At 58.7% G+C, this 22,525-nt stretch carries 34 protein-coding genes and 1 tRNA gene; 18 read left to right on the forward strand and 17 right to left on the reverse strand.

Going from position 1 to position 22,525, the window contains the following annotated elements; all coding sequences use genetic code 11:
• Positions 1-54 precede the first annotated feature (54 nt).
• The 6 genes from ACW9HW_RS01405 to ACW9HW_RS01430 are packed head-to-tail and all read left to right on the forward strand — an operon-like array spanning position 55 to position 6,032.
• Positions 55-1,608 carry a sugar ABC transporter ATP-binding protein gene (locus ACW9HW_RS01405; protein ID WP_457397685.1) on the forward strand — a complete coding sequence of 518 codons (1,554 nt, stop codon included), beginning with the start codon at positions 55-57 and terminating at the stop codon, positions 1,606-1,608.
• Positions 1,605-2,582 (forward strand): ABC transporter permease, encoded by a 978-nt coding sequence (locus ACW9HW_RS01410; RefSeq protein ID WP_095193350.1) that lies wholly within the window; start codon positions 1,605-1,607, stop codon positions 2,580-2,582. Before ACW9HW_RS01405 ends, ACW9HW_RS01410 begins: the two co-directional genes overlap by 4 nt.
• A 3-nt stretch (positions 2,583-2,585) precedes the next feature.
• Complete coding sequence (locus tag ACW9HW_RS01415; protein ID WP_095193351.1) at positions 2,586-3,605, forward strand: LacI family DNA-binding transcriptional regulator; 1,020 nt, start codon at positions 2,586-2,588, stop codon at positions 3,603-3,605.
• 42 nt (positions 3,606-3,647) lie between these two features.
• Complete coding sequence (rbsK, locus tag ACW9HW_RS01420) at positions 3,648-4,565, forward strand: ribokinase (RefSeq protein WP_095193352.1); 918 nt, start codon at positions 3,648-3,650, stop codon at positions 4,563-4,565.
• A complete protein-coding gene (rbsD, locus tag ACW9HW_RS01425) occupies positions 4,562-4,966 on the forward strand; it encodes a D-ribose pyranase (RefSeq protein ID WP_095193353.1) in 405 nt (134 codons plus the stop codon). Before rbsK ends, rbsD begins: the two co-directional genes overlap by 4 nt.
• Positions 4,967-5,003: 37 nt before the next feature.
• On the forward strand, positions 5,004-6,032 hold the full coding sequence (locus ACW9HW_RS01430; RefSeq protein WP_095193354.1) for a nucleoside hydrolase: 1,029 nt from the start codon (positions 5,004-5,006) through the stop codon (positions 6,030-6,032).
• Between the two features lie 33 nt (positions 6,033-6,065).
• On the opposite strand, the gene ACW9HW_RS01435 is transcribed toward ACW9HW_RS01430, so the two are convergent.
• Positions 6,066-6,278: a hypothetical protein gene (locus tag ACW9HW_RS01435; protein ID WP_095193355.1), complete on the reverse strand. Its 213-nt coding sequence runs from the start codon at positions 6,276-6,278 to the stop codon at positions 6,066-6,068.
• A 132-nt stretch (positions 6,279-6,410) separates the two neighbouring features.
• Between ACW9HW_RS01435 and ACW9HW_RS01440 the strand changes: the two genes are divergently transcribed.
• Both ACW9HW_RS01440 and ACW9HW_RS01445 read left to right on the forward strand, forming a co-directional pair.
• Positions 6,411-6,716: a hypothetical protein gene (locus ACW9HW_RS01440; RefSeq protein WP_095193356.1), complete on the forward strand. Its 306-nt coding sequence runs from the start codon at positions 6,411-6,413 to the stop codon at positions 6,714-6,716.
• Between the two features lie 168 nt (positions 6,717-6,884).
• Entirely contained in the window at positions 6,885-7,205 is a 321-nt protein-coding gene (locus ACW9HW_RS01445) for an I78 family peptidase inhibitor (protein ID WP_095193357.1), read from the forward strand.
• 71 nt (positions 7,206-7,276) lie between these two features.
• Here ACW9HW_RS01445 and ACW9HW_RS01450 read toward each other — a convergent pair whose 3' ends face one another.
• Positions 7,277-7,489, reverse strand: coding sequence for a cold-shock protein (locus ACW9HW_RS01450; RefSeq protein ID WP_003179963.1), 213 nt, complete (start codon positions 7,487-7,489; stop codon positions 7,277-7,279).
• A gap of 292 nt (positions 7,490-7,781) precedes the next feature.
• Positions 7,782-8,084, reverse strand: a complete 303-nt coding sequence (locus ACW9HW_RS01455; RefSeq protein WP_095193358.1) for a hypothetical protein — start codon at positions 8,082-8,084, stop codon at positions 7,782-7,784.
• 374 nt (positions 8,085-8,458) lie between these two features.
• Between ACW9HW_RS01455 and thrS the strand changes: the two genes are divergently transcribed.
• From thrS to ACW9HW_RS01500, 9 genes are all read left to right on the forward strand, one after another.
• Positions 8,459-10,381, forward strand: a complete 1,923-nt coding sequence (thrS, locus tag ACW9HW_RS01460; RefSeq protein WP_095193359.1) for a threonine--tRNA ligase — start codon at positions 8,459-8,461, stop codon at positions 10,379-10,381.
• Positions 10,381-10,932 carry a translation initiation factor IF-3 gene (gene infC / locus ACW9HW_RS01465; protein ID WP_169843736.1) on the forward strand — a complete coding sequence of 184 codons (552 nt, stop codon included), beginning with the start codon at positions 10,381-10,383 and terminating at the stop codon, positions 10,930-10,932. Before thrS ends, infC begins: the two co-directional genes overlap by 1 nt.
• Positions 10,933-10,992: 60 nt before the next feature.
• A complete protein-coding gene (rpmI, locus tag ACW9HW_RS01470) occupies positions 10,993-11,187 on the forward strand; it encodes a 50S ribosomal protein L35 (RefSeq protein WP_002553160.1) in 195 nt (64 codons plus the stop codon).
• Between the two features lie 28 nt (positions 11,188-11,215).
• A complete protein-coding gene (gene rplT / locus ACW9HW_RS01475) occupies positions 11,216-11,572 on the forward strand; it encodes a 50S ribosomal protein L20 (protein ID WP_007905879.1) in 357 nt (118 codons plus the stop codon).
• A gap of 109 nt (positions 11,573-11,681) precedes the next feature.
• Positions 11,682-12,698, forward strand: coding sequence for a phenylalanine--tRNA ligase subunit alpha (pheS, locus tag ACW9HW_RS01480; protein WP_007940232.1), 1,017 nt, complete (start codon positions 11,682-11,684; stop codon positions 12,696-12,698).
• Positions 12,699-12,724: 26 nt separating this feature from the next.
• Entirely contained in the window at positions 12,725-15,106 is a 2,382-nt protein-coding gene (gene pheT, locus ACW9HW_RS01485; RefSeq protein WP_457397691.1) for a phenylalanine--tRNA ligase subunit beta, read from the forward strand.
• 3 nt (positions 15,107-15,109) lie between these two features.
• Positions 15,110-15,412: an integration host factor subunit alpha gene (ihfA, locus tag ACW9HW_RS01490; protein WP_002553164.1), complete on the forward strand. Its 303-nt coding sequence runs from the start codon at positions 15,110-15,112 to the stop codon at positions 15,410-15,412.
• A complete protein-coding gene (locus tag ACW9HW_RS01495; protein WP_003179985.1) occupies positions 15,393-15,749 on the forward strand; it encodes a MerR family transcriptional regulator in 357 nt (118 codons plus the stop codon). The genes ihfA and ACW9HW_RS01495 overlap by 20 nt, the downstream gene beginning before the upstream one ends.
• An 89-nt stretch (positions 15,750-15,838) precedes the next feature.
• A tRNA-Pro gene (locus ACW9HW_RS01500) sits at positions 15,839-15,915 on the forward strand.
• A gap of 69 nt (positions 15,916-15,984) precedes the next feature.
• Here ACW9HW_RS01500 and ACW9HW_RS01505 read toward each other — a convergent pair.
• The 13 genes from ACW9HW_RS01505 to ACW9HW_RS01565 form a co-directional block, all read right to left on the reverse strand.
• Positions 15,985-17,166, reverse strand: coding sequence for a tyrosine-type recombinase/integrase (locus ACW9HW_RS01505; protein ID WP_457397991.1), 1,182 nt, complete (start codon positions 17,164-17,166; stop codon positions 15,985-15,987).
• Positions 17,052-17,453: a hypothetical protein gene (locus ACW9HW_RS01510; protein WP_457397694.1), complete on the reverse strand. Its 402-nt coding sequence runs from the start codon at positions 17,451-17,453 to the stop codon at positions 17,052-17,054. Before ACW9HW_RS01510 ends, ACW9HW_RS01505 begins: the two co-directional genes overlap by 115 nt.
• Positions 17,454-17,487: 34 nt before the next feature.
• The gene (locus tag ACW9HW_RS01515) at positions 17,488-17,643 is read right to left on the reverse strand and encodes a hypothetical protein (RefSeq protein WP_162634935.1); all 156 of its coding nucleotides are present in this window, start codon (positions 17,641-17,643) and stop codon (positions 17,488-17,490) included.
• A 45-nt stretch (positions 17,644-17,688) separates the two neighbouring features.
• The gene (locus ACW9HW_RS01520) at positions 17,689-18,123 is read right to left on the reverse strand and encodes a hypothetical protein (protein WP_457397696.1); all 435 of its coding nucleotides are present in this window, start codon (positions 18,121-18,123) and stop codon (positions 17,689-17,691) included.
• Positions 18,124-18,173: 50 nt separating this feature from the next.
• A complete protein-coding gene (locus ACW9HW_RS01525) occupies positions 18,174-18,515 on the reverse strand; it encodes a hypothetical protein (protein WP_457397698.1) in 342 nt (113 codons plus the stop codon).
• Positions 18,512-18,847, reverse strand: a complete 336-nt coding sequence (locus ACW9HW_RS01530; RefSeq protein ID WP_457397701.1) for a hypothetical protein — start codon at positions 18,845-18,847, stop codon at positions 18,512-18,514. Before ACW9HW_RS01530 ends, ACW9HW_RS01525 begins: the two co-directional genes overlap by 4 nt.
• Positions 18,848-18,896: 49 nt before the next feature.
• A complete protein-coding gene (locus ACW9HW_RS01535; RefSeq protein WP_457397704.1) occupies positions 18,897-19,181 on the reverse strand; it encodes a hypothetical protein in 285 nt (94 codons plus the stop codon).
• On the reverse strand, positions 19,178-19,492 hold the full coding sequence (locus tag ACW9HW_RS01540; protein ID WP_457397707.1) for a hypothetical protein: 315 nt from the start codon (positions 19,490-19,492) through the stop codon (positions 19,178-19,180). The genes ACW9HW_RS01535 and ACW9HW_RS01540 overlap by 4 nt, the downstream gene beginning before the upstream one ends.
• 91 nt (positions 19,493-19,583) lie before the next feature.
• A complete protein-coding gene (locus tag ACW9HW_RS01545) occupies positions 19,584-19,820 on the reverse strand; it encodes a hypothetical protein (protein ID WP_457397710.1) in 237 nt (78 codons plus the stop codon).
• Positions 19,817-20,215, reverse strand: coding sequence for a hypothetical protein (locus ACW9HW_RS01550; RefSeq protein WP_457397712.1), 399 nt, complete (start codon positions 20,213-20,215; stop codon positions 19,817-19,819). Before ACW9HW_RS01550 ends, ACW9HW_RS01545 begins: the two co-directional genes overlap by 4 nt.
• Positions 20,215-20,526: a DUF4406 domain-containing protein gene (locus ACW9HW_RS01555; protein WP_457397715.1), complete on the reverse strand. Its 312-nt coding sequence runs from the start codon at positions 20,524-20,526 to the stop codon at positions 20,215-20,217. The genes ACW9HW_RS01550 and ACW9HW_RS01555 overlap by 1 nt, the downstream gene beginning before the upstream one ends.
• Positions 20,523-21,110, reverse strand: a complete 588-nt coding sequence (locus ACW9HW_RS01560; protein ID WP_457397718.1) for a hypothetical protein — start codon at positions 21,108-21,110, stop codon at positions 20,523-20,525. Before ACW9HW_RS01560 ends, ACW9HW_RS01555 begins: the two co-directional genes overlap by 4 nt.
• Positions 21,111-21,157: 47 nt before the next feature.
• A complete protein-coding gene (locus ACW9HW_RS01565) occupies positions 21,158-21,718 on the reverse strand; it encodes a hypothetical protein (RefSeq protein ID WP_457397721.1) in 561 nt (186 codons plus the stop codon).
• A 99-nt stretch (positions 21,719-21,817) separates the two neighbouring features.
• Between ACW9HW_RS01565 and ACW9HW_RS01570 the strand changes: the two genes are divergently transcribed.
• Positions 21,818-22,114, forward strand: coding sequence for a hypothetical protein (locus tag ACW9HW_RS01570; protein ID WP_457397724.1), 297 nt, complete (start codon positions 21,818-21,820; stop codon positions 22,112-22,114).
• On the opposite strand, the gene ACW9HW_RS01575 is transcribed toward ACW9HW_RS01570, so the two are convergent.
• Positions 22,068-22,478: a hypothetical protein gene (locus ACW9HW_RS01575; RefSeq protein WP_457397727.1), complete on the reverse strand. Its 411-nt coding sequence runs from the start codon at positions 22,476-22,478 to the stop codon at positions 22,068-22,070. The two genes, ACW9HW_RS01570 and ACW9HW_RS01575, sit on opposite strands and share 47 nt — an antisense overlap.
• Between the last annotated feature and the right edge of the window lie 47 nt (positions 22,479-22,525).

A 22,525-nucleotide genomic window follows, 5' to 3' on the forward strand; every position in this document is an offset into this window, starting at 1 on the left:
CCTCTGGCGACACAACGGTGCTCGCCCGTCCGGGCGAGCGCATGGAGAGTTTTTATGTCCGTTCACGCCCCGAACGCTGTCCTGTCGGTCAGCGGTATCGGCAAGACCTACGCCCAACCGGTCCTGACCGGCATCGACCTGACGCTGATGCGCGGTGAAGTGCTGGCGTTGACCGGCGAGAACGGCGCGGGCAAAAGCACACTGTCGAAGATCATCGGCGGACTGGTCGCGCCGACCACTGGCCAGATGCAGTTTCAGGGGCAGGATTATCGCCCTGGCAGCCGCACCCAGGCTGAAGACCTGGGCATCCGCATGGTCATGCAGGAGCTCAATCTGCTGCCGACGCTGTCGGTGGCGGAAAACCTGTTTCTCGATAACTTGCCCAGCAACGGCGGCTGGATCAGTCGCAAGCAACTGCGCAAGGCGGCGATCGAAGCCATGGCCCAGGTCGGGCTCGATGCGATTGATCCGGACACCCTGGTCGGCGAACTCGGCATCGGTCACCAGCAAATGGTCGAGATCGCCCGCAACCTGATCGGCGATTGCCACGTGCTGATCCTCGACGAACCCACTGCAATGCTCACGGCCCGTGAGGTCGAAATGCTGTTCGAGCAGATCACCCGTCTGCAGGCGCGCGGCGTGTCGATCATCTATATCTCCCATCGCCTCGAAGAACTGGCCCGGGTCGCCCAGCGAATTGCGGTACTGCGCGACGGCAATCTGGTGTGCGTCGAGCCGATGGCCAACTACAACAGCGAGCAACTGGTGACCTTGATGGTCGGCCGGGAGCTGGGCGAACACATCGACATGGGGCCGCGCAACATCGGCGCACCGGCGCTGACGGTCAAGGGCCTGACCCGCGCCGACAAGGTACTGGATGTGTCTTTTGAAGTGCGCGCTGGCGAGATTTTCGGCATTTCAGGATTGATCGGGGCAGGGCGCACCGAATTGCTGCGCCTGATCTTCGGTGCCGACAGCGCTGACAGCGGCACGGTGGCGCTGGGCTCCCCCGCGCAGCTCGTCAGCATTCGATCTCCGGTGGACGCGGTCGCTCACGGCATCGCCCTGATCACCGAGGACCGCAAGGGTGAAGGCCTGCTGTTGACGCAATCGATCAGCGCCAACATCGCGCTGGGCAACATGCCCGGCATTTCCAGTGGCGGTTTCGTCAACAACGGCGACGAGACCTCCCTGGCCCAGCGTCAGATCGATGCCATGCGCATCCGCAGTTCCGGCCCGACACAATTGGTGTCCGAACTGTCCGGCGGTAATCAGCAGAAAGTGGTAATCGGTCGTTGGCTGGAGCGCGATTGTTCGGTGCTGCTGTTCGACGAGCCGACCCGGGGTATCGACGTCGGGGCCAAGTTCGACATTTATGCGCTGCTCGGTGAGTTGACCCGCCAGGGCAAAGCGCTGGTGGTGGTGTCCAGCGACCTGCGCGAATTGATGCTGATCTGCGATCGCATCGGCGTGCTGTCGGCGGGCCGCCTGATCGATACCTTCGAGCGCGACAGCTGGACCCAGGATGATTTGCTTGCCGCCGCATTTGCCGGCTACCAAAAACGTGATGCGCTGCTCAACGAAGCAGCGCCTAGGGATCTTCCATGAAAACCGCATCTTTAGCCGGCAAACGCAGCGGCAACTTTTACGGCCTCGGCACTTACCTGGGCCTGGCCGGTGCCTTGCTGGCGATGGTTGTACTGTTCTCGATCCTGAGCAGTCATTTCCTGTCTTACGACACCTTCAGTACTTTGGCCAACCAGATTCCGGACCTGATGGTCCTGGCGGTCGGCATGACGTTCGTGTTGATCATCGGCGGCATCGACCTGTCGGTGGGCTCGGTGCTGGCGCTCGCTGCGTCAACCGTCAGTGTGGCGATTCTCGGCTGGGGCTGGAGCGTCCTGCCGGCGGCATTGCTCGGCATGGCGGCGGCTGCACTGGCCGGGACCATCACCGGTTCGATCACCGTGGCCTGGCGCATCCCATCGTTCATCGTCTCCCTCGGCGTGCTGGAAATGGCCCGCGGCGTGGCGTACCAGATGACCGGCTCGCGCACGGCGTACATCGGCGATGCCTTCGCCTGGTTGTCCAACCCGATCGCCTTTGGCATTTCGCCGTCGTTTATCATTGCCTTGCTGATCATTTTTATCGCCCAGGCGGTGTTGACCCGCACCGTATTCGGTCGCTACCTGATTGGTATCGGCACCAACGAAGAGGCGGTGCGGTTGGCGGGGATCAATCCGAAGCCCTACAAGATCATGGTGTTCAGCCTGATGGGCTTGCTGGCGGGGATCGCCGCGTTGTTTCAGATTTCGCGCCTGGAAGCGGCGGACCCGAACGCCGGCTCTGGTTTGGAGCTGCAGGTGATCGCCGCCGTGGTGATCGGTGGCACCAGCCTCATGGGCGGGCGTGGTTCGGTCATCAGCACGTTCTTCGGCGTACTGATCATTTCCGTATTGGCAGCCGGCCTGGCGCAGATCGGCGCCACCGAACCCACCAAGCGCATCATCACCGGCGCGGTAATCGTGGTCGCGGTGGTACTCGATACTTACCGTAGTCAACGCGCAAGCCGGCGGACCTGAGTCATGGCAACGATCAAAGATGTGGCAGCACTCGCGGGCATTTCCTACACCACGGTTTCCCACGTGGTGAACAAAACCCGGCCGGTCAGCGAAGAAGTGAGGATCAAGGTCGAGGCGGCAATCAAAACCCTCGATTACGTTCCCAGCGCCGTGGCTCGATCCCTCAAGGCCAAAACCACGGCCACCATCGGGCTGCTGGTGCCCAACAGCCTCAACCCGTACTTCGCCGAACTGGCCCGGGGGATCGAGGATTACTGTGAGCGCAACGGCTATTGCGTGATCCTCTGCAACTCCGACGACAACCCGGACAAGCAGCGCAGCTACTTGCGCGTGTTGCTGGAAAAACGCATCGACGGTCTGATCGTCGCATCAGCGGGCGGTGACAGCGGGTTGGCGCAGGGCTTGTCGGGTGTGCGCACGCCGATGGTGATTGTCGACCGCGGGCTGGAAGGTGTCGATGCGGACCTGGTGCGCATCGATCACGAATACGGGGCCTACCTGGCGACCCGCCATTTGCTGGAGCTGGGGCACCGGGACATCGCCACCATCAGCGGTCCGGCGACCACCAGCGTGGCGCAGATGCGTCTGGCCGGTTTCTGCCGGGCCTTGAAAGACGCGGGCATCGAAGTGCCTGCCGAGCGCATGCTTGAAAGTGACTTCACCAGCACCGGCGGTTACAACGCCGCCGCGATCCTGCTGGAGCGCAACCCGCCCAGCGCCATCTTCGCTGCCAACGACATGATCGGCATCGGTGTGCTGCGAGCCGCCGCCGAGCGCAATGTGCGTGTACCGACGGAGTTGTCGGTGATCGGATTCGACGATATCCAGATGAGCCGATATGTCTACCCGGCGCTGACCACCGTGGGGCAGTCGATCCTGCAGCTTGGCGAGATGGCAGCCGAAGTGCTGCTGCGCCGGATCGCCAAGCCGGATCTGGTCACCGAACAACGGATTGTGATGCCAAGCATCGTCATGCGGGAATCGACAGCGCCTCTGGCCGGTGTTTTTGCCCAGTTCCGATAAATATAAAGCACCTGATGAAACCGAACGAATGAGTAGCAATGTATGCCAGCAAAAGTAGTGGTGATTGGCAGCCTTAACATGGACCTGGTGACCCGGGCGCCGCGGCTGCCGCAGGGTGGTGAAACGTTGATCGGTCATTCGTTTGCCACGGTGTCCGGGGGCAAGGGCGCGAACCAGGCCGTGGCCGCCGCGCGATTGGGGGCCCAGGTGTCGATGGTCGGCTGCGTGGGCAGTGATGCCTATGGCGAAGAACTGCGCACCGCCCTGTTGGCAGAACAAATCGATTGTCAGGCCGTCAGCACCGTGGACGGTTCCAGTGGCGTGGCGTTGATTGTGGTGGACGACAACAGCCAGAACGCGATCGTCATCGTTGCCGGTGCCAACGGCGCGCTGACGCCGGCGGTGGTCGGCTGTTTCGATTCGGTTCTGCAGGCCGCCGATGTGATCATTTGTCAGCTGGAAGTGCCGGATGCCACGGTGGGGCACGCACTCAAACGCGGTCGGGAACTGGGCAAGACCGTGATCCTCAATCCGGCGCCTGCCAGCCGTCCATTACCGGCGCACTGGTACGCGAACATCGATTATCTGATTCCCAACGAGAGCGAGGCATCGGCCCTGAGCGGCTTGCCGGTGGACTCTCGGCAGTCTGCGCAAGCTGCTGCAACCCGACTGATCGAGCTGGGGGCCGGCAAAGTGATCATCACCCTGGGTGCCCAGGGTTCGCTGTTTGCCGATGGCCAACGCTTCGAGCATTTCCCTGCACCGACCGTGAAGGCGGTCGACACCACGGCGGCGGGCGATACATTTGTCGGCGGTTTTGCCGCTGCGCTGGCCGGCGGGAAAAACGAAGCTGAAGCGATCCGTTTCGGCCAGGTCGCCGCGGCGTTATCGGTCACCCGTGCCGGCGCGCAACCCTCGATCCCCTCCTTATTCGAAGTGCAGGCATTCAAGACTCCATGAAAAAGACACCTTTGCTCAACGTTGCCCTGTCACGGCTGATCGCTTCCCTGGGCCATGGCGACACCGTGGTGATTGGCGATGCCGGGTTGCCGGTGCCACCCGGTGTTGAGTTGATCGACCTGGCCTTGACCCACGGCATTCCGGATTTCATCAGCACCTTGAAGGTCGTGCTCAGCGAAATGCAGGTTGAAAGCCATGTGCTGGCCCGGGAAATCCTGGAGAAAAAGCCGTCGGCACTGGCAGCACTGCAAGCGCTGAATGACGAGGGTGCCCTGGGGCCGCGTGAACTGCTCAGTCATGAGCAGTTCAAGGTCCTCAGTCGACAGGCGCGGGCGATCGTGCGCACTGGCGAATGCCAGCCGTACTGCAACATCGTGCTGATCGCCGGAGTGACGTTCTGACTCGTTTTTGTTTTCTACCCTGCACAAGGAGTGCGCCATGTACCGTTTTGCCCGCAAACTGCCTCATCTGCTTCGGAGTCTGCTGCTTTTGTCCTTGATGACCGCCACTGGGGCCCACGCGGCGCAGAAGATCGACCTGATCATCGACACCGACCCTGGTGCCGACGATGTGGTTGCCTTGCTGTTTGCGCTGGCATCGCCGCAGGAGTTGAACATCCGCGCATTGACCACCGTCGCCGGCAACGTGCGCCTGGACAAGACGTCGCGTAACGCGCGGCTGGCCCGCGAATGGGCAGGGCGCGAGGAGGTGCCGGTCTACGCCGGAGCGAAGAAGCCGATGATGCGCAAACCCATCTATGCCGAGAATATCCATGGCAAGGAAGGGCTGTCAGGCATCACTGTCCATGAGCCTAAAAAAGGCCTCGCCGAGGGCAATGCGATCGAGTACCTGATCGACACCCTGATGGCGGCCGAGCCCCACAGCATCACCCTTGCCATGTTGGGACCACAGACCAACCTGGCCCTGGCGCTGATCCAGGAGCCGGAAATCGTCCGAGGCATCAAAGAAGTGGTGATCATGGGCGGTGCGCACTTCAACGGTGGCAACATTACGCCCGTGGCAGAGTTCAACCTGTTTGCCGATCCGCAAGCCGCCGAGGTGGTACTCAAGAGTGGGGTGAAACTGACCTACCTGCCGCTGGACTTGACCCACAAGATCCTCACCAGTGACGCGCGCCTGCAACAGATCGCGGCATTGAATAACAATGCCAGCAAGCTGGTGGTCAGTATTCTGAACGAATACATCAAAGCCGATATGGAGCACTACGGCATCCCGGGCGGCCCGGTGCACGACGCAACGGTGATCGCCTATCTGCTCAAGCCACAGCTGTTCAGCGGTCGCGAAGTGAACGTCGTGGTGGACAGTGATGAAGGTCCGTCTTTCGGCCAGACCATCGTCGACTGGCACGACGGCCTCAAGGCGCCGAAGAATGCCTTCTGGGTTGAAAGCGGCGATGCCCAGGGCTTCTTCGATCTGCTGACTGAGCGTCTGGCTCGCCTGAAGTAGCCCTCATGCCCGCAGGTAGCGGCCTGCGGGTTTTTATTCTTTGTCTGTGTGGGCTGCACCCGCGTGATCGGTCGGGTACTTTTCGAATACTTGCGTGATAAATTGCCGGGCTGCTTCGGTACCCAATCCTTTGACCAATAGATCGATACCAATGATTGCCAGCTCTTCCGGACTGCCCGGGCTATAGGAGCTGTGGCCTTGTGGCCACTTGACTGTGATGTTGGCGTCGATGCTTACGGTGGTCATGATGGCGCTCGTGCGGTCGGAAAAGTCTGAACGACGAGTTAACCATTTTGCGGCGCGTTTGGCACTCCGACTTAGGCATGACTCGAAGGCTATGCGACACTTGGTTTTTGATGACTTTTCAAGGACTGCGTTGTGCAGATTGATTTGAACACCCCAGACGGCTTGACCCTGGAGGCCGTGCGTCAGTTGTTGGCGTCAGCCAGCGACGATGAGCACACGCAATTGCGTGTGACCAAGGGCGGCATCGCCTATATTTCATCGGGAGTCGTGGGCGGCACCGATATCGACGGGCTGCTGTTCCGTCTGGAAACCTGGGCCAAGGGCTCTGGTTATGTCGGGCGCGTCGCGGCCAGCGACGAGGTCTGGGTCATGCAGATCTTCAATGCGCTGAAGCAGAACTGGCCGAAGCCGGCCTTCGACTACATTGATGTCTATTGAGCATCGTTCATATTCAGTCACGATTGAAGGATGAAGGGCAGGGCGATGCTCAGGCAAACTTGCCGTTTGTCTGCGGCGCAAGGACAGGTCGCTGGCTCTCCTTGTGAAACCAAACGCCGGATTGGCGGTCGCACGATCTCAGCTTAACTCTCGAAAAAAGGAGGCTTCATGCCTTGGAAGCTCGCGTCATTGGGTACCTTGTTGGCCGTTGCCATGCTGGCCGGTTGCAGCACTGCCAGCACCGAGTCGGCAACAGACCCTGTAACGACGACTGACACAGGTCACAGCCGTTGCGAGGCCAAAGCGGCCGAATTCGCCATTGGAAAACAGGCTTCGCCACAACTGCTGGAACAAGCGCGTACCCGTGCAGGTGCACAGAATGCACGGTTCCTCCTGCCTACCGACATGGTGACGCTGGAGTATCGCTCCGACCGTCTGAACCTCAACACCGATGCCAATCGGGTCGTCATCCGCGTCAACTGCGGCTGATCACCCAGGCTTTTGCGTTGCCCACAAAAAACCCCGTCACATGGACGGGGTTTTTTTAGCGCGCCTGGAAATTACTCTGGGCGAACTTGAGCAGCTTGCATACCCTTTTGGCCTTTCTCAGCCACGAAGGAAACGGTTTGGCCTTCTTTCAGGCTTTTGAAACCGTCGCTTTCGATAGCTTTGAAGTGTACGAACAGGTCGTCACCGCCACCTTGAGGAGTGATGAAGCCGAAGCCTTTTTCATCGTTGAACCATTTAACGGTGCCGGTTTGGCGATTAGACATGGTGTATCTCCAAGAAACATATATTTTCAGTAGTACTGTGCTGCTCAGGCCAACTGGGCACACCGGGGTATCATAGTCGAAATGTTCGCTTTGGGAGCCCCCCGCGGGTGCCGTTTGCCCTACAGTCGCACATTCTTTGTTGCCCGATACGGCTGGAAGCCCCGTTTTAAAAGGCTTTCAGCCGAAAGTAAAGACGATAAAAAAACCTGTAAAACCTGCATAAATCGTAGGAAAAAGCGCTTTTCAGAGGCCGTTCATCGGCTCAAGTCACTTTTTCAGCGTCTTGAGAGGCTTATTTTTTCGCCGGGTTAGTGGCCTTGCATTTGGAAATCTGGGTCAGGGCCTGTTGTTTCAAGGCGTCACTGGCCTGGTTATCCATCAGGGACTGAAGGTCCTTGGCGGGGTACGATTTGATGGCATCGGCGCCGCAGGCGCAGTGAGCTTTTGCAGCCGCGGCGCCGATCTGAGGCGTGGCAGCCTGGGTGCACTGCGCCATGTACTTCTCGCGCTCACCCTTCGGCCAATCGGCGTGGGCGGCCAGCGGCAGCAGCAGGACGATGGGGGCGACTACAGCGAACAAATGATTCAGACGCATGCCGGGATGCTCCTTGTGGGTCAATGTCTTGTTATCTGAGGGGGAAAACGGCGATCAAGTTCAGCACTCTGGCATAAAAACAGCGGATTTACCCTGGCGGGAAACCTCTACGCCGCCCTGACCGTTCATCTGTGCTAGCATGCCGGGCTCGGGCGCTTGCAGGCTCCGGTCGACCTTCAGTCCCGGCCGCGGCAGATGCCCGAATAATCCTGATTTGAATCCCAGTCACTCTGGTTCGGTTTTCCGGTTGGCCGCAAGGCTCCTGCCGCTGTAAGGCAGGCGTTCGTCATTGAATGGCCTGGATCGGATCTTGTACTGGCTCATCCCAACCCACGTGACCTTTGGTAGGGGTCACCACTAGGAGAGGAGGCGCCATGCCAACTATTACTCTTCCCGACGGCAGTCAACGTTCATTCGATCACCCGGTTTCCATCGCCGAAGTCGCCGCATCCATTGGTGCCGGTCTGGCCAAGGCTACTGTAGCCGGCAAGGTCAATGGCAAGCTGGCCGACGCCAGCGACATCATCGACAGCGACGCTACGCTGCAAATCATCACGCCAAAGGATGAAGAGGGGCTGGAGATCATTCGCCACTCTTGCGCCCACCTGGTTGGCCACGCGGTCAAGCAGTTGTACCCGACCGCCAGAATGGTCATCGGTCCGGTCATCGACGACGGCTTCTATTACGACATCGCCTACGAGCGTCCTTTCACCCCGGACGACCTGGCGGCCATCGAACAGCGCATGCAGCAGCTGATCGAGAAAGATTACGACGTCATCAAGAAAGTCACTCCGCGCGCCGAAGTGATCGAAGTGTTCCAGTCCCGCGGCGAAGACTACAAATTGCGCCTGGTCGAGGACATGCCGAACGAACAGGCCATGGGTCTGTACTATCACGAAGAATACGTCGACATGTGCCGCGGTCCGCACGTGCCGAACACCCGCTTCCTGAAATCCTTCAAGCTGACCAAGCTGTCCGGCGCCTACTGGCGCGGTGATGCCAAGAACGAGCAATTGCAGCGCGTCTACGGCACCGCGTGGGCTGACAAGAAGCAGCTGGCTGCCTATATCCAGCGCATTGAAGAAGCCGAGAAGCGCGATCACCGCAAGATCGGCAAGCGCCTGGGCCTGTTCCACACCCAGGAAGAGTCGCCGGGCATGGTGTTCTGGCACCCGAACGGCTGGACCCTGTACCAGGTGCTCGAGCAGTACATGCGCAAGGTGCAGCGCGACAACGGCTACCTGGAGATCAAGACACCTCAAGTTGTTGACCGCAGCCTGTGGGAGAAGTCCGGGCACTGGGCCAACTACGCCGACAACATGTTCACCACTCAGTCGGAAAACCGCGACTACGCCATCAAGCCGATGAACTGCCCTTGCCACGTCCAGGTGTTCAATCAGGGTCTGAAGAGCTACCGCGAGTTGCCGATGCGCCTGGCCGAATTCGGTGCCTGCCACCGTAACGAGCCATCGGGTGCGCTGCACGGCATCATGCGCGTGCGTGCGTTCACCCAGGACGACGCCCACATCTTCTGCACCGAAGAGCAGATGCAGGCCGAGTCCGCTGCGTTCATCAAGCTGACCATGGATGTCTACGCCGACTTCGGCTTCAAAGACATCGAAATGAAGCTGTCCACTCGTCCGGAAAAGCGCGTCGGTTCCGATGAGTTGTGGGACCGCGCCGAAGCAGCATTGGCCGCAGCCCTTGATAGTGCGGGCCTGCCGTACGATCTGCAGCCGGGCGAGGGTGCGTTCTATGGTCCGAAAATCGAATTCTCGCTGAAAGATTGCCTCGGCCGCGTCTGGCAATGTGGTACCTTGCAGCTCGATTTTAACCTGCCTGTCCGTCTGGGCGCCGAATTCGTCTCCGAAGACAACAGCCGCAAGCATCCGGTGATGTTGCACCGGGCGATCCTGGGTTCCTTCGAGCGTTTCGTCGGAATTCTGATCGAGCACTACGAGGGTGCATTCCCTGCGTGGCTGGCGCCGACCCAGGCAGTGATCATGAATATCACTGATAAACAGGCAGATTTTGTTGCCGAAGTAGAAAAAACTCTCAACGAAAGCGGGTTTCGTGCCAAGTCTGACTTGAGAAATGAAAAGATCGGCTTTAAAATCCGCGAGCATACCTTGCTCAAGGTTCCCTATCTCTTGGTTATTGGAGATAAGGAAGTCGAGATGCAGACTGTCGCTGTGCGTACTCGTGAAGGTGCTGACCTGGGCTCGATGCCCGTCGCCCAGTTCGCCGAGTTCCTCGCGCAAGCGGTTTCCCGGCGTGGTCGCCAAGATTCGGAGTAATTATTATTAAGCGTGAAATGAGACAAGATAAACGAGCTGCACCGAAAGCCCCGATCAACGAGAATATCTCGGCACGCGAGGTTCGGTTAATTGGCGCTGACGGCGAGCAGATTGGCATCGTCTCGATTGATGAAGCGCTTCGTATTGCTGAAGAAGCCAAGCTTGATCTGGTAGAAATCTCCGCCGACGCCGTCCCGCCTGTTTGCCGGGTGATGGACTACGGCAAATCGATCTTCGAAAAGAAGAAGCAGATTGCTGCGGCGAAGAAGAACCAGAAGCAGATTCAGGTAAAAGAAATCAAGTTTCGTCCAGGGACGGAGGAAGGGGATTACCAGGTAAAACTGCGCAACCTGGTACGTTTCCTGAGTGACGGGGACAGGGCCAAGGTATCCTTGCGATTCCGCGGCCGTGAGATGGCCCACCAGGAGCTGGGGATGGAACTCCTCAAGCGAGTTGAAGGTGACTTGCTCGAGTACGGTTCGGTCGAACAGCATCCTAAGATGGAAGGACGCCAGCTGATCATGGTCATCGCCCCGAAAAAGAAGAAGTAATCAACAGGGCACGGCAGGCCTTCTGATTATGTTTATCAACTGAATGCGGAGTATCCGAACATGCCAAAAATGAAGACCAAAAGTGGTGCTGCTAAGCGGTTTCTGAAAACTGCTAACGGTATCAAGCACAAGCACGCTTTCAAGAGCCACATCCTGACCAAAATGTCGACCAAGCGTAAGCGTCAACTGCGCGGTAGCAGCTTGCTGCATCCGTCTGACGTGGCAAAAGTCGAGCGCATGCTGCGCCTTCGTTAATTTTAGTCAAGAATAGAGGAAGTAACTCATGGCTCGTGTAAAGCGTGGCGTCATTGCCCGTAAACGTCACAAAAAAATTCTGAAACTTGCTAAAGGCTACTACGGCGCTCGCTCGCGCGTATTCCGTGTTGCCAAGCAAGCGGTAATCAAGGCAGGCCAATACGCCTACCGTGACCGTCGTCAGAAAAAACGTCAGTTCCGCGCTCTGTGGATCGCTCGTATCAACGCTGGTGCTCGTATCAACGGTCTGTCTTACAGCCGTTTCATCGCCGGCCTGAAAAAAGCGTCCATCGAGATCGACCGTAAGGTTCTGGCTGATCTGGCAGTGAACGAAAAAGCGGCGTTTGCTGCGATTGTCGAGAAAGCTAAAGCCACCTTGGCTTAAGTACCCCCGACAGTCACCCGGCCTCACCTCTGTGGGGTCAGGTGTTAAACGTCATAAATAGGGGAAGAGCCTTCAAGCTCTTCCCCTATTTTGTATCTGGAGTCTGTACATGGAAAACCTGGACGCGCTCGTCTCGCAAGCACTAGAGGCTGTGCAAAGCGCTGAAGATATCAATGCCCTGGAGCAAATCCGGGTTCACTACCTTGGCAAAAAGGGCGAATTGACTCAGGTGATGAAGACCCTGGGGAATTTGCCGGCAGAAGAGCGTCCGCAAGTCGGCGCGCTGATCAACGTTGCCAAGGAGCGTGTCACAGAGGTTCTCAATGCGCGCAAGGCGTTGTTCGAGGAGGCCGATCTTGCGGCCAAGCTCGCCGCCGAATCCATTGACGTGACCCTGCCTGGCCGCGGCCAGACCTCAGGCGGTCTGCATCCGGTTACCCGGACTCTGGAACGTATCGAGCAGTTCTTCACCCACATTGGCTACGGCATTGCCGAAGGCCCTGAGGTCGAAGACGACTACCACAACTTCGAGGCGCTCAACATCCCAGGCCATCACCCGGCCCGTTCGATGCATGACACCTTCTATTTCAATGCCAACATGTTGCTGCGCACCCATACCTCGCCGGTACAGGTCCGCACCATGGAATCGAAACAGCCGCCGATCCGCATTGTCTGCCCAGGCCGTGTGTATCGCAGCGACTCCGATATCACCCACTCGCCGATGTTCCACCAGGTCGAAGGCCTGCTGGTCGATCGCGATATCAACTTCGCCGACCTGAAAGGGACCATCGAAGAGTTCTTGCGCGTGTTCTTCGAAAAAGAACTGGCAGTACGCTTCCGTCCTTCGTACTTCCCGTTCACCGAGCCATCCGCTGAAGTCGACATGGAATGCGTGATGTGCAGCGGTAAAGGTTGCCGTGTCTGCAAACAGACTGGCTGGCTGGAAGTCATGGGCTGCGGCATGGTTCACCCGAACGTGCTGCGCATGTCCGGGATCGACCCGGAAGAATTTTCGGGCTTTGCCTTCGGCATGGGCGTTGAGCGTCTGGCCATGCTGCGTTACGGCGTGAACGACTTGCGTCTGTTCTTCGACAACGACTTGCGGTTCCTCGCGCAATTTCGCTAGTCGTAACGAATTCTTAGGAGAGCAGGATGAAATTCAGTGAACAATGGCTGCGTGGTTGGGTCAGCCCGCAGGTAAGTCGCGACGAGCTGGTTGCTCGTCTGTCGATGGCCGGTCTTGAGGTCGATAGCGTTACGCCGGCCGCCGGTGTATTCAGTGGCGTGATCGTGGGCGAGGTGCTGAGCACCGAACAGCACCCTGACGCCGACAAGCTGCGTGTTTGCCAGGTCAGCAATGGCTCGGAAACCTTCCAGGTCGTTTGCGGTGCGCCAAACGTGCGCCCGGGCCTGAAGATCCCGTTCGCCACCATCGGTGCCGAGCTACCGGGCGACTTCAAGATCAAGAAAGCCAAGCTGCGTGGCGTCGAGTCCAACGGCATGCTGTGCTCGCAAGCCGAGCTGCAGGTCGGTGAAGGTAACGACGGCCTGATGGAGTTGCCGGCCGATGCGCCGGTGGGTCAGGACATTCGTGAATACCTGGACCTTGATGATGCCAGCATCGAGGTCGACCTGACCCCGAACCGCGGCGACTGCCTGTCCCTGGCGGGCCTGGCCCGTGAAGTCGGCGCACTGTACGCCACCCCGGTCACTCGTCCAGTGGTTTCTGCCGTTCCAGCCGTGCACGATGAAGTGCGTCCGGTTGAAGTGCTGGCGCCTGCCGCTTGCCCGCGTTACCTGGGGCGTGTGATCCGTAACGTCGACCTGTCCAGGCCTACACCGCTGTGGATGGTCGAGCGTCTGCGTCGTGCCGATGTACGCAGCATCGATGCTGCCGTCGACATCACCAACTATGTGATGCTGGAACTGGGTCAACCGCTGCACGCTTTCGATCTCGCCGAAATCAATGGCGGCATCCGTGTGCGCATGGCCGAAGAAGGCGAGAAGCTGGTACTGCTCGACGGTCAGGAAGTCAGCCTGCGTAGCGATACGCTGGTGATTGCCGACCACACTCGCGCCCTGGCCATTGCCGGCGTCATGGGTGGCGAGCACAGCGGCGTCAACACCGCGACCACGCGTGACATCTTCCTGGAAAGCGCGTTTTTCGATCAGATCGCCGTCGCTGGCAAGGCCCGCTCCTATGGCCTGCACACCGACGCTTCGCACCGCTACGAGCGTGGTGTGGACTGGCAACTGGCCCGCGAAGCCATGGAGCGCGCCACAGGCCTGCTGCTGGAGATCACCGGTGGTGAAGCCGGCCCGATCATCGAAACCGTCAGCGAGCAGCATCTGCCGTCGATCGCGCCGGTAACCCTGCGTGCCCAGCGCATCACCCAGATGCTGGGCATGGAAATGGATTCGGCCGAAGTCGAGCGTCTGCTCAGTGCTTTGGGTCTGAAGATTTCTGTCGAGGGAGCAGGGCAGTGGCGCGTTGAAGTGCCAAGCCATCGCTTCGACATCAGCCTGGAAGTCGACCTGATCGAAGAACTGGCCCGCCTGTACGGTTACAACCGCCTGCCGGTTCGTTACCCGCAAGCGCGTCTGGCGCCGCAAGCCAAGGCCGAAGCCCGCAGCGATCTGCCAGAGCTGCGCCGCCTGCTGGTTGCCCGTGGTTATCAGGAAGCGATCACCTACAGCTTCATCGATCCGAAACAGTTCGAACTGTTCAATCCGGGTGTCGAGCCGCTGCTGTTGGCCAACCCGATTTCCAACGACATGGCTGCCATGCGTTCGTCGCTTTGGCCAGGCCTGGTCAAGGCGCTTCAGCACAACCTGAACCGTCAGCAGGATCGCGTTCGTTTGTTCGAGAGCGGTTTGCGTTTCGTCGGTCAGCTCGAAGGCTTGAAGCAAGAGCCGATGCTGGCGGGCGTGGTTTGCGGTAGCCGTCTGCCGGAAGGCTGGGCGCAAGGTCGCGATGTCGTCGACTTCTTCGACGTCAAGGCTGATGTGGAAGCGGTGTTGGGCTTCGCCGGTGCACTGGATGCCTTCACGTTCGTGCCAGGCAAGCACCCTGCGTTGCACCCGGGTCAAACCGCGCGCATCGAACGCGAAGGCCGTCTGGTCGGTTTCGTCGGTGCCATCCACCCTGAATTGTCGAAAACCCTGGGTCTGGATCGTCCGGTGTTTGTTTTCGAGCTGGTTCTGGCGGAAGTGGCTAGCGGAAAAATGCCGAAATTCCACGAGTTGTCGCGCTTTCCTGAAGTGCGTCGTGACCTGGCACTGATTGCGCACAAAGACGTCGCAGCCGCGGCGGTACTGGACGTAATCCGTGAAAATGCAGGCGAATGGCTGACAGACCTCAGGCTATTTGACGTGTATCAGGGTAAAGGCATTGATCCTGATAGAAAAAGCCTCGCAGTCGGCTTGACCTGGCAGCATCCATCGCGCACTCTTAATGACGATGAGGTGAATTCCACGACGCAAAACATCCTCACCTCGCTCGAACAAAGGTTGAACGCCACGTTAAGGAAGTGACGTATGGGGGCTTTGACGAAAGCTGAGATGGCGGAACGTCTGTATGAAGAGCTGGGCCTGAACAAGCGGGAAGCCAAGGAATTGGTCGAACTGTTTTTCGAGGAAATCAGGCACGCTCTTGAAGACAACGAGCAGGTCAAATTGTCCGGTTTCGGCAATTTTGACCTGCGGGACAAACGCCAGCGGCCTGGCCGCAATCCGAAAACGGGAGAAGAAATCCCGATCACGGCTCGCCGTGTGGTCACCTTTCGTCCAGGGCAGAAGTTGAAGGCCCGAGTTGAGGCTTATGCTGGAACCAAGTCATAACGACGAGCTACCCGTCATCCCAGGCAAACGCTACTTCACCATTGGTGAAGTCAGCGAGCTGTGTGCGGTAAAACCGCACGTGCTGCGCTATTGGGAGCAGGAGTTTCCTCAACTCAACCCCGTCAAACGCCGCGGAAACCGCCGGTATTATCAGCGCCAGGACGTGCTGATGATCCGGCAGATCCGCGCGCTACTTTACGATCAAGGGTTCACCATCGGCGGCGCGCGTTTGCGCTTGTCCGGTGACGAAGCCAAAGACGACACCACGCAATACAAACAAATGATTCGCCAGATGATCGCCGAGCTCGAAGATGTACTGGTGGTCCTCAAGAAATAAATTCCTGCTTTTAAATACTTCCAGTTTTCAAAAGCTTGCGATATATTCTTGAGCGTTCCTCGAGAAGAGGAACAAGATTCACGCCTAGTCGGGGCGTAGCGCAGTCCGGTAGCGCACTAGCATGGGGTGCTAGGGGTCGAGTGTTCGAATCACTCCGTCCCGACCATATTATTCAATGACTTAGCCCAATCTTCACAGGTTGGGCTTTTTCATGCGCAGGGACTTTTGCGGGGGTTCATCCTGTTTTCCTCCTCAGGATGGTCAGAGCCGGCCCGCGCGAATCCGTCGCTGACACTTTGTTTGCCTCCACGATCAACTGCTCAAGCTCTGCGGTAGAATAGTGGCTCGTAACGCTGCCATTCTTGTGCCCCAAGAGCGCTTTTCGATCTTCCAGTGTCACGCCCGCTGCACGTAGCCTTCTGCCAAAGGTGTGCTTGAGGTCGTGAATCCTGATCGATCTGAACCCAGGGTGTGCCGGTGACTTGTGTTCCATTTCCCACTTCGCCGCCGCTCTCACCCTGGCCTTCTTCCACGCTGTGTCATTCATCCGGTGCATCGGGGTCGGACCTTTTTCGTCCGGTTGCCCATACGGGAAGACATACTTCGAATGCAGGCCGCGCTGGCCGTCGATGACTGACATCGCCACCTTGTTCAGCACCACCAGCCTCTCGTCGCCGTTCTTCACACCAGACTTTTCATGTCTCCCACCAAAGTCAGCAGGAATCAGGAACACGCTTGTTCCGAGCTCCGGTACTCGAATTTCCCAATCCCACTGAAGCTTGCAGACTTCCTGCTCTCGGCAACCGGTGTTCACCTTGTAGAGCGCCATCCTCAGTAGGTGATCCGGAATCTCGGCGAACAGCATCGACTGCTCTGCCCAAGACATCGGGTAGGGCTTCCTGCTCGACTTCCTTTCCTCCAGCATCGAGATCATCGGCACGCTATCCAGCCACGGCCGTTTCTCTGCGTCTCGCCACTTCCTGTGGCACAGGTTCAAGATCCGAACGATTCGCTGCAACGCGATGTTCACCGTCCGGTTCGAGACGCCTGGCTTCACCTTTCCTTTTTCGGTTTTGGTCGGCTTCTGTCGATCCCGCTTAAACGTGGCCAGCGTTCCGTCATCTATATGGGTGATCGGCAGATCCCCGATGTACGGGTCCAACTGCTCGATATGCGAGGCAGAAAGACCAATTGAGGCTTGGTCTTTGAACTCCACCAGAAACCTGGTGGCTGCCTCACGCCAGGTTCGCACCTGGCGCACACCGTAGACCTTTTCCTGTCTGAGCTTTTCCAGCCGGTGAATCAGGTACTGCTCAGCTTCCTGCCTTTCGCTTGCTCCAGTGCTTTCCTGAAGTCGCTGACCTCTGACGACCTTGTCGATGTGCCAGATTCCGTTTCTCTCGTAGAGACCGGAGATCGTTTTTCGCGCCATTTATTGACTCCTTGGCGCCCACTGCGGGGCTGATTGTTGTCCTGATTGGCCGCTTTTTCAATTGCCATGGACTCGACGTAAGCGTCTGCCCACTGGTCGAGCTCGAGCCTGTCGAAGCCGATGCCCTGTTTCCCGATCGGGAATTCACGCACGTTCGGCCTGACAGTTTTGTTGAATTCATCCCGGCACATGCCGAGGTATCCGTAGGCCTCGCCGGCGCGGATAAAGCGCGGGAGGATGGGCGCAGCCTGGGCCGCGCTTCGATTGGACATAGCTGTCTCCATGCCGCCGGCGGCGGCAGAGTGTTCAGTGAATGGTCACGCTGTCCTGCCCTGGGGCGATCGCGCGAGCCTGTTGTTCGGTACGTCGGCAGATGTGTTGGATCTTTCCGCCGCAGTCGGCGATGACCCACCAGAAGCCGCCGAAGCGGTGCGGGCCCTTGATGATCTTCGTGATGGTCATGTGATGCTCCATGCCGCGCGTGGCGGCAGAAGGTGGTGATGGGATTTATTCTTCGTCATCCGGATCAAGGTCGTCATCGCCGTCATGGCTGACGCTGATCGGGAGTTTGCCCAGGCGTTTGAGGGCAAGTACGAGGCCAATGCGTAACCCCTTCGCCAGGTCTTTCGTGAGAACAATTTCGACAGGGTTATCGACGCCGAGCTGAAGGGTCACGCCTTCCTTTGAGTTTTCGCTGATCATCTCCAGCTGGTCGGCCTGTCGCTTGTGCCATGCCAGTAACGACTCGATCATTTCGCCGACGTCTTGGGGGGCGCTGACCGCCCCCTCCAGCGCGCCCGTGACCAGCTTCTTGAGTTCCTCCTTTTCTTCTTCTGCGCGGTCGAGCTGGTCGTCGGCGGCGAACGGCCCGCCAACCATTGACCAACTGCTGGCGAATACCTGGGCTTGATCCATGATGGCTTTAACAGTTTTCTCAGACATGCGAATTCCTTGCCCGCCGTACACCGGCAGGCTCTTGTGTGGGGTAGGGGTTAGAGTTGTGGTGCGAGCAGGTCAGCAACCACTTCGCCGGTATCGTGGAAGTACCAGTCGCTGTCGGTCAGGTTGTTGATCATGAAGGCGGCAAAACTGTCAGCCGACATGCGTCTCATGATCCGTTCAAACTTTGGTGGCGGTCCTTTCCAGGTTGGCTCTGCGCCGACGAGGCGGGCGGCTGCCAGGTTATGGTGACCATCAAGTAGGACGCGGTACTGCTTGCCGCGAATGTCCATGGTCACGGTCCTCACCACGAAGACCTTGAACGTTGCAGCCTTTCTGGCGATGACATCGCGGTTCAGATATCGCTGGCTGCTGATCAGCGGGGGCGAGCTCATGGCTTCCAACTCTTGCCCACGCGGAACACCATCATCAAGTTGTGATGGAGTGGCACTTTGAGGACGCTATCGAAAAACTCGCCCTTTCCAGATATGAACCCAGTAGGCACCTTGGTTCCTCCGGTGCCGAATTCTCGCCAGCATTCTTCGCCGCCGTTCTTGTCCCAGTACGCGCGCTCGCGCTTTGGAATCTCATCGTAGGTTTTTTCGAACACGGAGAGATCCGGGATATCACAGATCCGGCGCCATGCGGGATGGCGCTTGCACCAGTCGACGGCATGCTGAGAAGCTTGCTCGGCAGAGTAAAATTCTTTGGTTTTTTGTTCGGTCATCACCGCGGCCCCTTGTAGCAGTACACGTAGGCGAACCAGGCGAGGGCGATCATTGGGTCACCCCGTTGAAGCGCTCCCAGCCTTCGCCATATTCGAAGCAGTACGTCGCCGGCCAGCTCCCGCGAGTCCCTTCCGGGACGAAGTGAAACAGGCTGTCATAGGTGCCATGGCCGGGCGTGGTCTTGCACCAGAGGTGGATCGGACCGCCGAGTTTCCAGCGGGGCCTTTCCTTAACCGCCTCAACCATGAACCGTTCCAGTTCGTGATGGCCGCGACTCATGACGATGTAAGTGTCCTCGCCAACTGATTCGATATCGAGTGGGTAGGCCTTCATGGCGCCACATCGCGCCGTGCCCACTGCACGTATGGGCCGTTATCCGTGTCGAAAATTCCAAGCAGGAACCAGCCTTCTTCGGGCGGCGCCTCAGGCTCCCAGCCAAGGCAGTGGCAGGCCTCATCATCCCAGTAGGGGTGGGCTTCCAAATCGGATTCCATGTGCCAGCCGATCACCTTCAGACCCTGGGCTTCGAGCCACGCTTTCCACGCTTCGGCGTCTTCATCGAATTCCGGAATGTCTGGGTGATACCAGTACCCGTTCTCGTCACGCACGACTTCGACTGAGCCAATCAACTTTTCTTCAGGCATGACTGTTCCTTTGCCGCTATAGCGGCTGACTTTGAAGGGGGGAGGGAGTTACAGAGGGTTGGAGTACAGATGTACTCCTATTGCGGCGGGCTTACCCGCGCAGCTCGACATCCGTTGTTATCGCCTTCACGACCACCGGCCCAAGGATTCGAACGCCTCGCTGGTCTTCCTTAAATGCTCGGTTGATGCGACCGACTGCCGCCTCACGGGCTTGCCGATAAACCTGATCGATCTGGCATTCTGGTCCCCAGCTGCCCAGGTTGGTTAGCTCGATCGTGAGCGTCACCGTCGCGCCGGTAGTGGTTCGGACTGTAGGTCGCTTGGTCATGGCAGTTCGTCCCCGACGATCATCTTGCAGGGGCTTTGGCGCACTGTTGCAATCTCTGCTGTCAGCTCATCAACCCGCTGATCCGCTTCGTTCAGGCGCTCCTGCAGGGCGTGTTCGCGAGCCTTCGATTCCTCGAGCGCTCTCGAAAGCCAGCGGATTCGATCTTTACCGGCGGTGAGCCAGACAACCGCCGAGTGATAGCCAGGCGTCTTGCGGAGCAGGGCGTTGATGTTCAGCGGCTCGTTGCCGTGGAGGAATACGCCGTTGGCCAGTTCGTCATCGGTCAGCTCGCCCAGGGTCAGTGCCGCCCGCTGGCAGTTGTAGTGTTCGCCGTGCGGGTCGGCCTGGCCTTCTTGCCGCCACTTTGCTGCCGGAGTTTTTTGTATGTCACCCATCATGCAATCTCCATCGGTACCAGATCATGGGCATTCACAACCGTCATGCCGAGGCGTTCAGCGATAAGCACTTCGAGGCGTGCGCCCTTTGAATACTCCCAGCCCGGGAGCGTGGCCACCGTGTCGCAGTCCATCAGGGCGGCGATGTCGCGGCGCATGCAGTCGTTCCAGGAACCGCCGTCAGGGTTAAGCTCGGCTGGGTTGGTGACGGCGTGGCCAGCGCCCCGCAGGTTGGCGGTCATTGCGGCGAAGGCTGGGAAGTTGAGGGCGGGCAGGCCGGTCATTGGCCCGCTGAGGTAGATGCGCTTCATGCGGCCACCTTCGGCGTGTAGGTCAGCGTGCCGTCGAGGATCGCTTCCTTGATGGCTTCGAACTCCCAGGCGTAATACTGCGATTCGACGTAGACGCGCATCTCGCCGTAGTCGTGCTGCTTGCGTCGGATGAACGCCTCGGCGGCATCCCTGGTGAAGTGGCTATTTACGATTTCCCAGCGCTTGTTCCAGCCGGTGACGGTGTGGTCATCGCACTCGGCGAGATATTCCCACTGGTCGTCCTCGTCCAGGTCCATAAAGCTGCATTCCCGATCAGCCATCAGGGCCTGGTCTATTTCTGCGCGCTCCTCGTCGTCGAGGTCGTCCCAGTATTCTTTCGGGCTGAACCAGTGCTGATCCTCCAGGCAGACAACTCGACCTTCCGCGTAGTCGATCTCGTAGCCGTAATCGATTCGCTTGGTCTGCACGGTGAAAATCGCGGCCGCAGTGTGGTGCCATTTAACGCCGGCGCCGTTGCAGTGATAACGGAGGCGTTCGACGAAGTCGGTCCAGGTCGAGGCATCAAGCACGGCGCCGATCGCTAATGTCGGCAGCGGCTCGGCCGGTTTGTTTTCTGTGGGCATGGGGCGTCCTATGCCGGGTCATGCCCGGGCGGTGGAGGGTGGTGGTGTCAGGCGGCTTTGCGCTGATCCAGGACCTGCTGGCGAGCAGCCTCAAACTCACTCGCGATGATCTCGGTGGCGCCCTCGACCTGTTCGCTGCCTTCCTTCAGTTGAAACCCAAGATTCAGGTAGATGGCGCCGTCATATTTGAAGAACACGCCGCCACTCAGCCAGACGCTGCCCCAGTCGATGCCAAGGGCTTTCCACACGTCATCCTTGCTGATGCGATCCGGGCAGTGTTCGTCCCACAGCGCTATCAGGCGTTCGTGCTCAGCCTTGTAAGCTGCGCGCGCTTCCTTCGACGCGCCTTTCTCAGGCTTCGGGGCGTTGCGCAGTGCGCGGTAACCGTATTCATCGGGCCGACGCCAGTGAACGTCAAATGCTCGGCTGTCGCTGATCTTCACGCCGCCGACGTAGCTGTCGTTGCCTGAGTACATCGGAGAGCCAGGGCCGCCGAATACGTCCTTCAGCTTTTCGCGCTTCGCGTGGAAGTCCGCTTTCTTGGACTCCCAAGCGGACACGGCAGCCAAAGCGGAAGGCGATGTGGTTTTGTAGTGGTAGCTGCTCATGGCTTGCTCCTGCTTGCGCGCCTGCCTCTCCGGCTGGCGTGATTCGTTGAAGTGGGGTATTTGTGTTCGGCCCGGCATGGAGCCGGAAGGAGTTTCAAATTGAAGCGATTGCTGCTCGCGCTCGGCATACTGGTGCCGATGGCGGCCTCGGCCGAGTCGGTGAAGGAAATGTATCCGGGGCCTTGGGTCTGGGATTTCAACAACGCCATCACCGGAGCGCTGGTTCAGGCAAAAGTGAAAGGCTGCGGCATTTATCGTTACAGGGTCAGCCGCAGTAGCGATAGCGAATACCTCGTGTACTGCTCCCGAGATAACGAAAACTGGAAGGCTTACATGGTTTGGCCAAACATCAGCAAGGTGATGGGGCCTTACCCGCCCGATCCGGCGTTGCCATAGTTTCGGGTTTCTCGATTTCATCGTCAGGCTCTGGTGGATCGTCAGCGAGTGACTTCATCCCGGCCGCTTCGATTAGTCGAGACACCTTTTCGCTAACAACAAAAGGTGTCGTGACACACCGAAGCATCTTGGCCTGGGTATCGAAATCAGCGGCGATCAGGTTCATCAGCAGCCGCTGGTGAATGTCCTGCTGGTTGTTGATGCCGTGGGCCTTCATGACCTTTTGCAGATCAGGCTTGAACACCCCGGCCACTTCGATCTGAAATTTGCCGATACCCAGCGCGGCATTCTTGGCGTTCGCTTTCTCGCGCTTCTTGCGCTGCTTGATGGCTTCCGCCGTCGGCTGCTGCTGTTCCTCGGCCATGGCCTTCCTCTTCAATTCCGTGGGCCGGTAGATCCAGCCATGTCTGT

It is taken from the genome of Pseudomonas sp. SDO5532_S415, assembly GCF_054071155.1.

Bases quoted from the DNA above. Each gene is read 5' to 3' on its own strand.
- ACW9HW_RS01555 (WP_457397715.1), bottom strand. From the start codon at position 20,526: ATGAAGCGCATCTACCTCAGCGGGCCAATGACCGGCCTGCCCGCCCTC.
- ACW9HW_RS01410 (WP_095193350.1), top strand. From the start codon at position 1,605: ATGAAAACCGCATCTTTAGCCGGCAAACGCAGCGGCAACTTTTACGGC.
- ACW9HW_RS01540 (WP_457397707.1), bottom strand. From the start codon at position 19,492: ATGCCTGAAGAAAAGTTGATTGGCTCAGTCGAAGTCGTGCGTGACGAG.
- ACW9HW_RS01435 (WP_095193355.1), bottom strand. From the start codon at position 6,278: ATGACCACCGTAAGCATCGACGCCAACATCACAGTCAAGTGGCCACAA.
- rplT (WP_007905879.1), top strand. From the start codon at position 11,216: ATGGCTCGTGTAAAGCGTGGCGTCATTGCCCGTAAACGTCACAAAAAA.
- ACW9HW_RS01565 (WP_457397721.1), bottom strand. From the start codon at position 21,718: ATGAGCAGCTACCACTACAAAACCACATCGCCTTCCGCTTTGGCTGCC.
- ACW9HW_RS01535 (WP_457397704.1), bottom strand. From the start codon at position 19,181: ATGAAGGCCTACCCACTCGATATCGAATCAGTTGGCGAGGACACTTAC.
- ACW9HW_RS01430 (WP_095193354.1), top strand. From the start codon at position 5,004: ATGTACCGTTTTGCCCGCAAACTGCCTCATCTGCTTCGGAGTCTGCTG.
- ACW9HW_RS01545 (WP_457397710.1), bottom strand. From the start codon at position 19,820: ATGACCAAGCGACCTACAGTCCGAACCACTACCGGCGCGACGGTGACG.
- ACW9HW_RS01450 (WP_003179963.1), bottom strand. From the start codon at position 7,489: ATGTCTAATCGCCAAACCGGCACCGTTAAATGGTTCAACGATGAAAAA.
- thrS (WP_095193359.1), top strand. From the start codon at position 8,459: ATGCCAACTATTACTCTTCCCGACGGCAGTCAACGTTCATTCGATCAC.
- ACW9HW_RS01455 (WP_095193358.1), bottom strand. From the start codon at position 8,084: ATGCGTCTGAATCATTTGTTCGCTGTAGTCGCCCCCATCGTCCTGCTG.
- rbsK (WP_095193352.1), top strand. From the start codon at position 3,648: ATGCCAGCAAAAGTAGTGGTGATTGGCAGCCTTAACATGGACCTGGTG.
- ACW9HW_RS01445 (WP_095193357.1), top strand. From the start codon at position 6,885: ATGCCTTGGAAGCTCGCGTCATTGGGTACCTTGTTGGCCGTTGCCATG.
- rpmI (WP_002553160.1), top strand. From the start codon at position 10,993: ATGCCAAAAATGAAGACCAAAAGTGGTGCTGCTAAGCGGTTTCTGAAA.
- ACW9HW_RS01405 (WP_457397685.1), top strand. From the start codon at position 55: ATGTCCGTTCACGCCCCGAACGCTGTCCTGTCGGTCAGCGGTATCGGC.
- ACW9HW_RS01525 (WP_457397698.1), bottom strand. From the start codon at position 18,515: ATGAGCTCGCCCCCGCTGATCAGCAGCCAGCGATATCTGAACCGCGAT.
- ACW9HW_RS01415 (WP_095193351.1), top strand. From the start codon at position 2,586: ATGGCAACGATCAAAGATGTGGCAGCACTCGCGGGCATTTCCTACACC.
- rbsD (WP_095193353.1), top strand. From the start codon at position 4,562: ATGAAAAAGACACCTTTGCTCAACGTTGCCCTGTCACGGCTGATCGCT.
- ACW9HW_RS01510 (WP_457397694.1), bottom strand. From the start codon at position 17,453: ATGTCCAATCGAAGCGCGGCCCAGGCTGCGCCCATCCTCCCGCGCTTT.
- pheT (WP_457397691.1), top strand. From the start codon at position 12,725: ATGAAATTCAGTGAACAATGGCTGCGTGGTTGGGTCAGCCCGCAGGTA.
- pheS (WP_007940232.1), top strand. From the start codon at position 11,682: ATGGAAAACCTGGACGCGCTCGTCTCGCAAGCACTAGAGGCTGTGCAA.
- ACW9HW_RS01515 (WP_162634935.1), bottom strand. From the start codon at position 17,643: ATGACCATCACGAAGATCATCAAGGGCCCGCACCGCTTCGGCGGCTTC.
- ihfA (WP_002553164.1), top strand. From the start codon at position 15,110: ATGGGGGCTTTGACGAAAGCTGAGATGGCGGAACGTCTGTATGAAGAG.
- ACW9HW_RS01550 (WP_457397712.1), bottom strand. From the start codon at position 20,215: ATGGGTGACATACAAAAAACTCCGGCAGCAAAGTGGCGGCAAGAAGGC.
- ACW9HW_RS01495 (WP_003179985.1), top strand. From the start codon at position 15,393: ATGCTGGAACCAAGTCATAACGACGAGCTACCCGTCATCCCAGGCAAA.
- ACW9HW_RS01530 (WP_457397701.1), bottom strand. From the start codon at position 18,847: ATGACCGAACAAAAAACCAAAGAATTTTACTCTGCCGAGCAAGCTTCT.
- ACW9HW_RS01575 (WP_457397727.1), bottom strand. From the start codon at position 22,478: ATGGCCGAGGAACAGCAGCAGCCGACGGCGGAAGCCATCAAGCAGCGC.
- ACW9HW_RS01520 (WP_457397696.1), bottom strand. From the start codon at position 18,123: ATGTCTGAGAAAACTGTTAAAGCCATCATGGATCAAGCCCAGGTATTC.
- ACW9HW_RS01560 (WP_457397718.1), bottom strand. From the start codon at position 21,110: ATGCCCACAGAAAACAAACCGGCCGAGCCGCTGCCGACATTAGCGATC.